The 12,491-nt window shown below is 64.7% G+C and carries 9 protein-coding genes; 5 read left to right on the top strand and 4 right to left on the bottom strand.

Features of this window, described 5'->3' with window-relative positions; translation table 11 throughout:
* Nucleotides 1–2: 2 nt before the first annotated feature.
* The 4 genes from ACVIIV_RS05725 to ACVIIV_RS05710 all read right to left on the bottom strand — a co-directional run bounded on the left by ACVIIV_RS05725 (nucleotide 3) and on the right by ACVIIV_RS05710 (nucleotide 5,546).
* On the bottom strand, nucleotides 3–740 hold the full coding sequence (locus ACVIIV_RS05725; RefSeq protein WP_456743321.1) for a response regulator: 738 nt from the start codon (nucleotides 738–740) through the stop codon (nucleotides 3–5).
* Between the two features lie 10 nt (nucleotides 741–750).
* Entirely contained in the window at nucleotides 751–2,496 is a 1,746-nt protein-coding gene (locus ACVIIV_RS05720) for an ATP-binding response regulator (protein ID WP_456743320.1), read from the bottom strand.
* Nucleotides 2,466–4,466, bottom strand: a complete 2,001-nt coding sequence (locus tag ACVIIV_RS05715; RefSeq protein WP_456748670.1) for an ATP-binding protein — start codon at nucleotides 4,464–4,466, stop codon at nucleotides 2,466–2,468. Before ACVIIV_RS05715 ends, ACVIIV_RS05720 begins: the two co-directional genes overlap by 31 nt.
* Before the next feature lie 84 nt (nucleotides 4,467–4,550).
* Complete coding sequence (locus ACVIIV_RS05710) at nucleotides 4,551–5,546, bottom strand: TRAP transporter substrate-binding protein (protein ID WP_456743319.1); 996 nt, start codon at nucleotides 5,544–5,546, stop codon at nucleotides 4,551–4,553.
* A gap of 294 nt (nucleotides 5,547–5,840) precedes the next feature.
* Between ACVIIV_RS05710 and ugpB the strand changes: the two genes are divergently transcribed.
* The 5 genes from ugpB (at nucleotide 5,841) to ACVIIV_RS05685 (ending at nucleotide 12,448) form a co-directional block, all read left to right on the top strand.
* A complete protein-coding gene (gene ugpB, locus ACVIIV_RS05705; RefSeq protein WP_456743318.1) occupies nucleotides 5,841–7,166 on the top strand; it encodes a sn-glycerol-3-phosphate ABC transporter substrate-binding protein UgpB in 1,326 nt (441 codons plus the stop codon).
* A 224-nt stretch (nucleotides 7,167–7,390) separates the two neighbouring features.
* Nucleotides 7,391–8,350, top strand: coding sequence for an aminoglycoside phosphotransferase family protein (locus ACVIIV_RS05700; RefSeq protein ID WP_456743317.1), 960 nt, complete (start codon nucleotides 7,391–7,393; stop codon nucleotides 8,348–8,350).
* A gap of 363 nt (nucleotides 8,351–8,713) precedes the next feature.
* Complete coding sequence (locus ACVIIV_RS05695; protein ID WP_456743316.1) at nucleotides 8,714–10,336, top strand: ABC transporter substrate-binding protein; 1,623 nt, start codon at nucleotides 8,714–8,716, stop codon at nucleotides 10,334–10,336.
* Between the two features lie 187 nt (nucleotides 10,337–10,523).
* Nucleotides 10,524–11,537: an ABC transporter permease gene (locus tag ACVIIV_RS05690; protein WP_456743315.1), complete on the top strand. Its 1,014-nt coding sequence runs from the start codon at nucleotides 10,524–10,526 to the stop codon at nucleotides 11,535–11,537.
* Between the two features lie 11 nt (nucleotides 11,538–11,548).
* Nucleotides 11,549–12,448: an ABC transporter permease gene (locus tag ACVIIV_RS05685; protein ID WP_456743314.1), complete on the top strand. Its 900-nt coding sequence runs from the start codon at nucleotides 11,549–11,551 to the stop codon at nucleotides 12,446–12,448.
* Nucleotides 12,449–12,491: the final 43 nt, after the last annotated feature.

The following is a 12,491-nucleotide window of genomic DNA, read 5'->3' as shown; positions in this document are numbered from 1 at the left end:
TCTTACGCCTTCTCGCCCGCCGGCGAGAACAGATAGCCGCCGCCGCGGATGGTGCGAATCACTGCCGGCTTTGCCGGGTCGGGCTCGATCTTGCGGCGGATGCGCATGATGCGGAGATCGACGGCGCGATCAAACGCCTCGGCATCGCGCGCATTGGCCAATTCCAGCAGGCGCTCGCGCGACAGCACGCGCTTCGGATTGGCCGCGAACACCTTCAAGAGCCCGAATTCGGATGCGGTCAGCGGATGCTCGTTGCCCTCGTCGTCGCGCAAAGCCTGGGCTTCGAGATCGAGCCATTTGGTGCCGAAGCGCACCAATTGGTCCTTGTCCGATTTCGCCGCCGACGCGTCGGCCGTGGCAGCCTTGGCCGGCCCGCTCCGCCGCAGCACCGAGCGGATGCGCGCCATCAGCTCGCGCAGCTCGCAAGGCTTTGCCACGTAATCGTCGGCGCCGAGCTCGAGCCCGACGACGCGGTCGATCGGGCTCGCGGTCGCCGTGAGCATGATGACGGGCACGTTGATGCGGCTCTTGAGGTCGCGAATGATCGAGAGCCCGTCTTCCTCGGGCATGTTGAGGTCGAGCACGACGAGATCGGGCATGCTGCCCTGGATCGCGGCGCGCAAGCTCTTGCCGCCGTCGCACAGCGTCACGGTGAAGCCGTGCATCTTGAGGTAATCGCCGACCATTTCGCGGGCCGGGGCCTCATCGTCGACGATCATGATGTGCTGGCTTTGGGTCATGGTCTTCAGATCACGGCATCTCGGTCGCGGGAAGGGTGATGGTGAAGGTCGAGCCCTTGCCGGGGCCCTGGCTGTCGGCGGTCACCTCGCCGCCATGCATGTCGATAATACGCTTGACGATGGACAACCCAAGCCCCGTCGAGCTCTCGCCGGCGGTCGGTTTCGCCGACAGCCGCTGGAACCGGCCGAACAGGCGGCCGAGATCCTCCGGCGACAGGCCGGCGCCCTCGTCACTGACGCGGACGATGGTGTCGCCGCCCTCATGGGCGACGACGACGCCGATCTTGCCGCCCATCGGCGAGTATTTGATGGCGTTGCTGATGAGATTGTCGATCGCCTCGCGGATGCGGTCGGTGTCGCACATGGTGACGATGTTGGGCGGCGCGGTGACGCTGATCGCCTGCTGCTTGTTGACGGCGAGCGGCTGGTTGGCCTCGGCGACCTCCTTGACCAGGGCCGCGACGTCGACCGGCTCGCGGCGAATGGTGATGTCGAAGGCATCAGCCATCGCATCCGAGATCAGGTGGTCTACCATCGTGGTCAGGCGCTTGGTGGCGTCGCGGATGTGGTCGACCTGGGCGACCACGCCGCCTTCCGATGCGCCGGTCGAGATCAGCTCCTTCAGCATCTCGGTGCGGCCGAGAATGACGCCGAGCGGGTTCTTGAGGTCGTGCGCGACGGTGCCCAGAATCTCGTTCTTGAAGCCGTTGGCGCGCTGCAGCCGCAGCCATTGCGCCGAGAGCCGGCGGTTGGCCTGCATCAGCGCGCGGGTGCGCTGGGCGACGCGGTCTTCGAGCTGGGTGTTGGCGTCCTGCAGCTGCTGATAGAGGATCACGTTGTCGAAGGCGATCGAGAGCCTGGAGGAGAAGATCTCGACCAGCGAGCGGTCGGTCTCCGACAGCTCGCGCTCGGCCTGGAGCAGCACCACGACCTCGCGGCCGGATCCGGTGCGCAAATAGATCACGCTGCGGTGGTCGGCGAATTCGTTCTTGCGGCGCTGGAACGCGGCCTCCACCATCTCGCGCAGCTCGGGGTCGAGCGCCTTCGAGGATGTGGTGCCGATGAAGCGGCTGTAGCAGCCGCTGCCGGCGAGCACCGAGAGCTCGGGATCGACGCCGCCATTGTCGCGCAGGACCAGGATGCCGGCGCAATCGACGTTGAGGAGCGAAGCGAGCTGGGTCAGCACGCCCTCGGCGAGCCGCTGCATCGACTTGAAGTCGTACAACGTCGAGGCGGCGTCGATGATGATCTCCAGCCCGCGCCGCGTCTGCACCATGCGCTCGAGCTGCTGATAGGAGCGTAGCGCCGCGGTCAGCGAGGTGAACAGCTTGTCGGCGGTGAGCTCGGTCTTGGCCTTGTAGTCGTTGATGTCGTACTGAACGATCACGCGCCGCTCCGGCGCCTGGCCGGGCTGGCCGGTGCGCAGGATGATGCGCACGGTCTCGTTCCTGATCTCGTTGCGGATGTACTCGACCAGCTCGAGGCCTGCGACGTCGGTCTCCATGATGACGTCGAGCAGCACGGCGGCGATGTCGCTGTGCGCGGCCATCAGCTTGCGGCCTTCCGCCGCGGAATAGGCCGACAGGATCTCCAGGCTCTGGCCGTTCAAGCTATAGTCCGAGAGAGCAAAACGCGTGCCGTCGTGCACGGCCGGATCGTCGTCGATGACGGCGATCTTCCATTTTCGGGCGTTGCTATCCTCCGACGCGGTACCGGTATCGTCGATCAGGTGGAGGACATCGTCCTGTTCGGCCATTGAGAAGATCCGTCACTTTCTGTGCTTTGCGCGCCGCCCTTGGCGACCCGGGGCATGATAATGCGAAAAGTAGTGCCTTGTCCCAGCTTGGATTCCAGCATCATGCGGCCGCCGAGCTGCTGGGTGACGAGGTTATAGACGATGTGCAGGCCAAGTCCCGTGCCGCCTTCATTGCGCCGGGTGGTAAAGAAAGGGTCAAAGGCCTGTCGCTGCACGTCCGGGGTCATGCCGGCCCCGTCATCGCTAAAGATGATCTCGATATCGTCGGCCCCGCGCGGCCGCGCCGAGATCGCGATCGTGCCGGCGCGCCCGTCGGCGAAGGCGTGGTTGGCCGCGTTGAGGAAGAGGTTGGTCAGGATCTGGCCGTAGGAGCCGGGATAGCCGTCGAGCAGCAGCCCCTCGGGCACGTCGACCTGAAGCGTGATCGGCGAGCGCTTCAGCACCGGGCGCAGGCTGGCGATGATCTGGTCGGTGGCTTCGCTCAGCGAGAATTGCCGCCGCTCGGTATGGGAGCGGTCGACCGCGACCTGCTTGAACGACTGGATCAGCTCGCCGGCGCGCTGGAGATTGGCGACGAGCTGCTGCGAGGCGTCGCGCGAGGACTGCACGAACTCTTCCAGCTGCGAGCGGCGCAGGCCGCCCTCGCCCTTGAGCTGGGCTTCGAAGATCTCGGTGCGCCGGGCAAAGCTCGAGGCAACTGTGAGGCTGATGCCAATCGGGTTGTTGACCTCGTGCGCGACGCCGGCAACCAGGCCACCGAGCGCCGCCAGCCGCTCGGCGTCGATCAAATTCTGCTGCGCGGTATTGAGCTCGAGCAGTGCGCTCTCGGCCTTCTCCTTCGAGGCGCGCAGCTCGTCCTCGGTCTCGCGCTTGGCGATCGCGTTCTCCCGGAACACCTCCACCGCGCGCGCCATGGCGCCGACCTCGTCACGTGCCTTGGTGCCCTGCACCTCGCGGTCGAGGTCGCCGAGCGTGATCGCGCGCATCGCCGCCATGATCTGCTGCAGCGGCAGGCGGATCGACAGCGCGATCAAGACGCCGGCGGTGAGGATGATGCCGAGGAAGATGATCGCGATCGACAGCACCCGGCGGGAAATGTCGGCCAGCGTGCGATCGAAGGTCTCCTGCGCCTTCTGCTCGCGCTTGCGCATCTTGGTGGAGAGGTCGTCGATGGCGCCGATCGCCTCGGCCTGGCTGGCATCGATGGTGTTGCGGAGCAGCTCGGTGCGGCTCGCCAGCTGCTCGGAGAGCTTTGCAAAGCCCTCCCGCAGCGCCATGGTGCGGGCCGCAAGCCGCCGCAAGGCCATCTTCTGGAGGTCGTTGTCGGCGAGATCGATCATGACCGGAATGGTCTTCTCGATCGTCTCGGTGTGGCGGCGCGCGTCGTCGGCCGCGCCCGATGACTGCGACAGATAATAGGAATTGGCCGCCACCAGCATCGCGGTGAAGGCCTCGCGGGACTTGCCGAGCGAGGGCCAGATCAGCGCGTCGCGATGGCCGGTGGCGCCTTCGATGATGGAATAGAGGCCCGCCATGTCCCTGGCCGGGCCCTGCACCTGCTCCTCATAGGTTTTCGCGATGGTCGCCTGCACGCTGCGCAGCTCGCCGAAGCCATTGAGGAAACGGTCGGTGGTGCGCTCCAGCTCCTCGACCGAGCCCGACAGCATCGGGTCCTTGGCGGCGCGGCCCGTCAGCGTGCCCAACACCGCCTCGCGCAGCAGGAGGATCTCGGCGAACAGGTCCGGGCTCGGCTGGTTGATGTAGCGGTGGATCAGGTTCTGCAGCCGCCCCGTCTCGCTTTCGAGCAGCGCCAGGATCCGGTCGGACTCCCGCACCTGGCGCACGTCGTCCCAGGCCGAGCCGAGCACCTGCGCGCCGTTCCAGATCATTCCCACCAGCACCACCACCACGGCGGAGTTCAGCGCCGCGATCGACAGGATGCGCCAGCGGATCGGTACCGCCCGCAGCATGCCGACGAGTCGCGCGCGCAGCTGCCCGATCGGGCCGGGCGGCCTGTCCGCGTGTTCGTGATGTCCAAGCCCAGCCAACAGGCCTCACTCCACCTTGCGAATGCGTTCGATCAGCGCGGCCGCCGCTGGATCGCGTCCGGCCTTGGCGTAGATTGCGGCCATGGCCTCCTCGAACGGCTTGCGGTCGATGTCCTTGATGATGGTCACGCCCGCTTCCTGCGCCTTGCGCTGCGACTGCTCCTCGAGGTCGCGCCACTTCTCGCGCATGAACCGGCTGGAGCGCTGCGCGGCCTCCTTGAAAATCATCTGCTCCTCCGCCGACAGGCTTTTCCAGGCCTTGAGCGAGATCACCAGCACCTCCGGGCTCATCGTGTGCTCGGTGAGCGTGTAATGGCCGGCATGCTTGAAATGGTCCGTCGTCACGAAGGATGGCCAGTTGTTCTCGGCGCCGTCGATCAGATGGTTGGCAAGCCCGGTGAGCACCTGCCCATAGGGCATCTCGACCGGTTCGGCGCCGAGCGAGCGGATCATCTGGCTCATCAACTCCGACTGCTGCACCCGGATCCGCAGGCCCCGTAGGTCTTTGAGGCTCCGGACCGGGCGGACGCCGTTGTAGATCGACCGCGCGCCCGAATCGTAGAAAGCGAGCCCGACGAAGCCGTAGGGCTCGAAGCTGCCGAGGATCTCGCTGCCAACAGGCCCGTCCAGCACCGTCTGCATGTGCTCGATGGACCGGAACAGGAACGGCATGGCGAGCACGTTCATCGCCGGGACGAAATTGCCGATCAGCGCCACGTTCGTCCGGTTGAGGTCGATCGCGCCGGCCCGGGTCTGCTCGATGGTCTCCTTTTCCTCGCCGAGCTGACGGGAGTGGAACACCTTGATCTCGTGCCGGCCCTTGGTGCGCTCGGCGATCAGGGCGCCCATGTAGCGCAGCGCCTGGACGGTCGGGTAGTCCTCGGCCTGGGTGTCGGCGGCGCGAAATTCGCGCGCAACGGCGCCCGTCGTCCAGACGGCAAGCAGAAGCGCGACGAAGATCACCCCGGTCCGCGAGAGTTCGGCACGGCTCAGCACTGGCACACTCAACCCCTCAGTGGTGGAGTCTATGGCGGAAGGAAAAGGTTCAATGCAATCTAAAGCGTTTTCAAGCGAAGTGGATACCGGTTCGCGTAAAGAAAACGCGTCAAATTGAGAATCGAGAGCCCCGTTCCGATCGGGACGGGGCTCTAGCAGATAGCTAAGGGAAGGCCATCCTGCGCCCGGCCCGCGGACTGATTGTGCGGCGCGGCCGCCTCTCATTCCCGTTGAAACCGTAAATGCCGCGCCTTAAGCAGGGGCAGCCGCCTTTCGTCGTGCGACACGGGAAGAGCCATCGTGACGTCAGCATCGCGCCTTTTGCAGGTTCTCGCCGTCTTCGCGGCTCTCGCGCTGGCCGGCCCGGCGCGCGCCGCCACCGACATCGCGTTGTGGCACGCCATGTCCGGCGAGCTCGGCCGGCAACTGGACAAGCTCGCCGCCGACTTCAACGCCTCGCAGCCCGACTATCGGATCGTGCCTGCCTACAAGGGCAATTACACCGAGACGGTGACGGCCGCGATCTTCGCCTTCCGCTCGCGCAGCCAGCCCGCGATCGTCCAGGTCAACGAGGTCGCCACCGCCACCATGACCGCGGCCAAGGGCGCGATCTACCCGGTGTTCAGCCTGATGCGGGACCAGGGCGAGCCGTTCTCGCTGGGCGACTACCTTCCCGCGGTCTCCGGCTACTACACCGATGCGGCCGGCAATCTGCTGTCGTTCCCGTTCAATTCCTCGACGCCGATCCTCTATTACAACAAGACCATGTTCCGCGAGGCGGGCCTCGATCCGGAGGCGCCGCCGAAAACCTGGCCGGAATTGGGGGCGGCCGCGAAGCGCCTGCGCGACCGTGGCGCTCCTTGCGGCTTCACCACGTCCTGGCCGTCCTGGATCCATGTCGAGAACTTCTCTGCCTTCCATAACCTGCCGCTGGCGAGCCGGGCGAACGGCTTTGCCGGGCTGGACGCGGAATTGACCATCAACAATCCGTCCCTGGTCCATCACATCGCGGCGCTCAGCGAGTGGCAGAAGACCAAGCTGTTCGACTATAGCGGCCGTGGCCAGTCGGCCGAGCCGCGCTTCCAGAACGGCGAATGCGGCATCTTCATCGGCTCTTCGGCGACGCGCGCCGACATCAGAGCGAATTCGAAGTTCGAGATCGGCTACGGCATGATGCCCTATTGGCCGGACATGAAGGGCGCGCCGCAGAACTCGATCATCGGCGGCGCCACGCTGTGGGTGCTGCGCGACCGGCCGCGCGAGGAATACAAGGGCGTGGCGCGGTTCTTCGCCTACCTGTCGCAGCCCGGCGTGCAGGCCGCCTGGCATCAGAACACCGGCTATCTGCCTGTGACCCGCGCCGCCTTCGAGCTGACGCGCGCGCAAGGATTCTACGAGCGCAATCCGGGCTCGGCGATCTCGTTCGAGCAGATCACGCTCAATCCGCCGACGGAGAACTCCAAGGGCATCCGGCTCGGCTCTTTCGTGCTCATCCGCGGCGTGATCGAGGACGAGCTCGAGCAGGCCTTCGCCGGCCACAAGAGCGCGAAAGCCGCGCTGGATTCCGCCGTCGAGCGCGGCAACAAGCTCTTGCGCCAGTTCGAGCGCGCAAGTCCGGAGAGGTAGCGGCGCTTGCGATTAGATCTCGCCGCGACCGCTGAGGAAGTGCGCTCCCTCCCCCGCCTGCGGGGGAGGGTTGGGGAGAGGGTGTCTCCGCAACGGGACAATCCCCAAGAGGAGAAAGCCCTCACCCGGCACTACGTGCCGACCTCTCCCGCAAGCGGGAGAGGTGCACCATCTCCTGGGCTAGCACTGAATCAAACAAAGCGACCTCGCGCGAGCGATTGCGGATGAGCTTTGCGCCGTCGCAACTCCTGCCTCACCTCCCCGACGCAGAAAGCTTCCGCGCCTTTCGTTCCGCTTCCGCGCAATGGCTGCCGGTCGCGCTGGACATCGCACGCGGCCATGGCCTCGATGCCAGCTCGCCGCATGTGTTTGCGACCGGCACCAATCTCGTCGTCGGCCTCGGTGAGCGTCTGATCCTGAAGGTCTTCCCGCCGCTGTTGCGTGCGCAATTCCTCTCCGAGCGCGGCTCGCTGATGCAGCTCGCCGGCCGTCTTCACCTGCCCATCCCCGAGATTGTCGCCCAAGGCGAGCGCGACGGCTGGCCGTACCTGATCGTCACCCGCCTTGACGGCACACTCGGCTCGGAGGTGTGGCCTTCACTGCCCGAAGCCCAGAAGGAACGCCTGCTGCGCCAGATCGGCGAGACGATCGCGGCCGTGCAGCGTGTCCCTCTTGGGGAGCTTGCGCATATCGAGCCGCGCTGGAACGAGTTCATGCGCACCCAGATGCAGGCTTGCCGCGCGCGGCATGAGCGCCTCGGCCTTGCGCCAAAATTCCTCACCGGACTCGACGACCTCCTGCGCGATGCCGCAAAGCTGATTCCGATGGACGCACCGCCGGTGATCCTGATCGGCGAATACATCCCGGAAAATTTCCTGCTCGCCTGTCGCAACAATCAATGGTCGCTCGCCGGCCTGTTCGACTTCGGCGACGTGCTCGCAGGATGGCGCGACTACGACCTCCTCGGCCCAAGCGCCTTCATGGCGGCGGGCCGGCCGGGAAGGGTGAAGAGCCTGCTCGAAGGCTTCGGCCATACGAAGCTCGATTTCGCGCTCAAGCGCCGCCTGATGGCGCTGATGCTGCTGCACCGCGCCAGCGACCTCAACGCGCACATCTGCATCGAGGGCTGGCAGGACAAGGCCAACGACCTGGTCGAGCTTCAGGAACTGATCTGGCCGGGCTGAGTGGTCCGTCATTGCGAGCGCAGCGAAGCAATCCAGATCGTCTCCGCGGAAAGATTCTGGATTGCTTCGTCGCAAGGCTCCTCGCAATGACGAGCTTGTGCGCGAGCCCGAATCCTGTCGAGGCTGCGGCCCGTCTGAACGAGGTGGCGACAAATCGGGCCTCTGACTTCGTCTGCTTATTTTATGTTCAAAATCTCTGCTTTGTATGCAAAGAGCAAGGCTCTTCAGAACTGCCCAGCGAGCCGAATTGAGTTCAATCCCATTATAGATCAATCGTTTAGGTGCGATGTAAGCTTCCGTTAAGCCTTGGCACGAACCTTGCGAATCCGGTTCCAACCAAAAACCTTGTGTTGGAGCGATTTCATGAAGCGCCGCGATTTCCTCAAGTCCGTCTCCGGATTGGCCGCTGGCGCGGCGCTTCCGGCCATGCCATCCGTGATCTCCTCCGCCAAGGCCGATGCCCGTTCGGAGACGTTGCTGATCGTCTCGGAAGGCGGCCCCAACAATCTCGACATCCACGGCGTCGGCACCAACGTGCCCGGCTATGAAGTCTCCTGGAATTGCTACGACCGCCTGATCAGCCACGAGATGAAGAGCGGCCCCGGCGGCGTGCCCTACTACGACCGCGACAAATTCAAGGGCGAGCTCGCCGAGGACTTCAAGATCGACGACATGTCGGTCACCTTCAAGCTGAAGAAGAACGCCAAATTCCACGACGGCACGCCTGTTACCGCGAAGGACGCGAAATGGTCGCTCGACCGCGCCGTCAGCGTCGGCGGCTTTCCGACCTTCCAGATGAGCGCGGGCTCGCTGACCAAGCCGGAGCAGTTCGTCGTGATCGACGACCACACTGTGCGTGTCGACTTCCTGAAGAAGGACAAGCTGACGATCCCCGATCTTGCCGTCATTGTGCCCTGCATCGTCAATTCCGAGCTGGTCAAGAAGAACGCCAGCGAGAAGGATCCCTGGGGTCTCGAGTTTACAAAACAGCAGACCGCGGGCTCCGGCGCCTACAAGGTGACGAAGTGGACTGCCGGCACCGAAGTGATCATGGAGCGCAACGAGGATTGGGTCGGCGGTCCCCTGCCCAAGATCAAGCGCGTGATCTGGCGCATGGTGCCGCAGGCCGGCAACCGCCGCGCGCTGCTGGAGCGCGGCGATGCCGACATCTCCTATGAGCTGCCGTTCAAGGATTTCCAGGAGATGAAGGCGAACGGCAAGCTCAACGTGGTGTCGCTGCCGTTCTCAAACGGCATCCAATATATCGGCATGAACGTGACCAAGCCGCCGTTCGACAATCCCAAGGTGCGGCAGGCCATCGCCTATGCGCTGCCTTATCAGAAGATCATGGACGCCGTGCTGTTCGGCCTCGGCAATCCCATGTTCGGCGCGCCCAAGGACAAGGCCACCGAGGTCGCCTGGCCGCAGCCGCACAAATACAACACCGACATGGAGAAGGCGAAAGCGCTGCTTAGCGAGGCCGGCTACGCCAACGGCTTCGAGACCACGATCTCGTTCGATCTCAACTTCGCCGGCGTCAACGAGCCGCTCTGCGTGCTGGTGCAGGAGAGCCTCGCCCAGCTCGGCATCAAGGCCACCATCAACAAGGTGCCCGGCGCCAACTGGCGCACCGAATTGAACAAGAAGGAGATGCCGCTCTTCACCAACGTGTTCTCGGGCTGGCTCGATTATCCCGAGTACTTCTTCTACTGGTGCTATCACGGCAACAATTCCGTCTTTAACACCATGAGCTACAAGTCGGCGGCGATGGACAAGCTGATCGACGGTGCGCGCACCGCCGCTGCGACCGGCGACAAGGCGGTCTACGACGCCGACGTGAAGGGCTTCGTCGATCTCGCCTTCGCCGAGATCCCGCGCATCCCGCTGTACCAGCCCTTCGTCAACGTCGCGATGCAGAAGAACATCTCGGGCTATCAATACTGGTTCCACCGCAGGCTGGATTACCGCGCGATGGCGAAGGGGTGAGCGATATGGGTGAGGTGAGCACACTCTTCAGGCTCCCTCCCCCCTTGCGGGGGAGGGTTGGGGAGAGGGGTAGCCACAAACTCCGACCTCTCCCGGGGCCACCCCTCTCCCTAGCCCTCCCCCGCAAGGGGGGAGGGAACGCAGCGGAGCGTGCCGGGAGAGTCTTGTCGACCACAGGGAGCACCGCATGCTGACCATGATCGGCAAGCGCCTGATGTTCGCGATTCCCTCGCTGATCGGGGTCGTCATCGTCACCTTTCTGCTGACGCGCGCTCTGCCCGGTGATCCCGCGGCGTACTTCGCCGGTCCCGCCGCAACCAAGGAAGCCGTCGAGCAGATCCGGAAAAAACTCGGTCTCGACAAGCCGCTGATCGAGCAGTTCTTCCGCTACACGAGCGACCTCGCCCATGGCGATTTCGGCAACTCGCTCACCACGGGACAGCCGGTCGCGACCGAGATACGCAATCGCCTGCCGGCCTCGGCCGAGCTGACCTTGCTTGGCCTCTTCGTCTCGATCGTGATCGCCATTCCGCTCGGCGTGTTGGCGGCGACACGGCCGGGATCATGGATCGACCATCTCTGCCGTGTCACGACCACGGCCGGCGTGTCGCTGCCGGTGTTCTTCACCGGCCTCGTGCTGGTCTATGTGTTCTATTTCCGGCTCGGCTGGTCGCCGGCGCCGCTCGGCCGTCTGGACGTGTTCTACAGCGCGCCGCCGACGGTGACGGGCTTCTACCTGATCGACACCCTGATAGCGCGAGATTTTGAAGCGTTCCGCTCGGCGCTGAGCCAACTCATCCTGCCCGCGACGACGCTCGCGGTCTTCTCGCTGGCCCCGATCGCGCGCATGACGCGTGCCTCGATGCTGGCGGTGCTCGCGTCCGAATTCGTCCGTACCGCCCGCGCCAGCGGCCTGTCGCCGGCGACCGTCATCGTCACCTACGCGTTTCGGAATGCGATGCTGCCGGTGATCACCACGCTCAGCATGGTGTTCTCCTTCCTGCTGGGCGCCAATGTGCTGGTCGAGAAAGTGTTCGCCTGGCCCGGCATCGGCTCTTACGCGGTGGAGGCGCTGATCTCGTCGGACTTCGCGCCGGTGCAGGGTTTCGTGCTGACCATGGCGGTCATGTACGTGCTGCTCAATCTCGTGATCGATATTCTCTACGGCGTGATCGATCCGCGCGTGCGGTTGGAAGGGTAGGGGGTCAAGCTATGAGCTCCGTTGCGCCTGCCGTTGAACCAGTCGGTCCCGCCCGCACATCGGGCCTCGTCGCGATCCTCGAACAGACCCGCTACGTCCTCAGCGAGAACAAGGTCACGGGCTTCGCCTTCGCGCTGCTCCTGATCATCGTGTTCGCCGCGGTGTTGGGTCCCTACGTGGTGCCCTACGATCCGCTCGCGTCCGACACAGCCGCAGCACTGAAGCCGCCATCGGCGGCGCATTGGTTCGGCACCGATCAGCTCGGCCGCGACATTTTCAGCCGCGTCATCGTCGCGACGCGCCTCGATTTCTTCATCGCGATCGCCTCCGTCGCGCTGGTGTTCCTGATGGGCGGGCTCGCCGGCATCGCGGCGGGCTATTTCGGCGGCTGGACCGACCGCATCGTCGGCCGCATCGCCGACACCATCATGGCTTTCCCACTGTTCGTGCTCGCCATGGGCATCGTCGCCGCGCTCGGCAACACCGTGCAGAACATCATCCTCGCCACCGCGATCGTGAACTTCCCGCTCTATGCCCGCGTCGCGCGTGCCGAAGCCAATGTCCGCCGCAATGCCGGCTTCGTGCAGGCCGCGCGTCTCTCCGGCAACGGCGAATTCCGCATCCTGCTGGTGCACATCCTGCCGAACATCATGCCGATCATGATCGTGCAGATGTCGCTGACCATGGGCTACGCCATCCTCAACGCCGCAGGTCTCTCCTTCATTGGCCTCGGCGTGCGGCCACCGACCGCCGAATGGGGCATCATGGTCGCGGAAGGTGCGGGCTTCATGGTGTCAGGCGAATGGTGGATCGCGCTCTTCCCCGGCCTTGCCCTGATGATCGCCGTGTTCTGCTTCAACCTCCTCGGCGACGGCCTGCGCGACATCGTCGATCCGCAGCGGAGGACGTGATGACGAATTTTCGTCTAAAATTCCTCAACGATTCCAACGCCGT

Source organism: Bradyrhizobium sp. USDA 4354 (genome assembly GCF_054060315.1).
This window is presented reverse-complemented; position numbering and strand designations above follow the sequence as displayed.

Excerpts from the sequence above, each read along its gene's own strand:
- ACVIIV_RS05725 (WP_456743321.1), bottom strand. The coding sequence starts at position 740 with ATGACCCAAAGCCAGCACATCATGATCGTCGACGATGAGGCCCCGGCC.
- ACVIIV_RS05720 (WP_456743320.1), bottom strand. The coding sequence starts at position 2,496 with ATGGCCGAACAGGACGATGTCCTCCACCTGATCGACGATACCGGTACC.
- ACVIIV_RS05715 (WP_456748670.1), bottom strand. The coding sequence starts at position 4,466 with ATGCTGCGGGCGGTACCGATCCGCTGGCGCATCCTGTCGATCGCGGCG.
- ACVIIV_RS05700 (WP_456743317.1), top strand. The coding sequence starts at position 7,391 with ATGAGCTTTGCGCCGTCGCAACTCCTGCCTCACCTCCCCGACGCAGAA.
- ACVIIV_RS05695 (WP_456743316.1), top strand. The coding sequence starts at position 8,714 with ATGAAGCGCCGCGATTTCCTCAAGTCCGTCTCCGGATTGGCCGCTGGC.
- ACVIIV_RS05690 (WP_456743315.1), top strand. The coding sequence starts at position 10,524 with ATGCTGACCATGATCGGCAAGCGCCTGATGTTCGCGATTCCCTCGCTG.
- ACVIIV_RS05685 (WP_456743314.1), top strand. The coding sequence starts at position 11,549 with ATGAGCTCCGTTGCGCCTGCCGTTGAACCAGTCGGTCCCGCCCGCACA.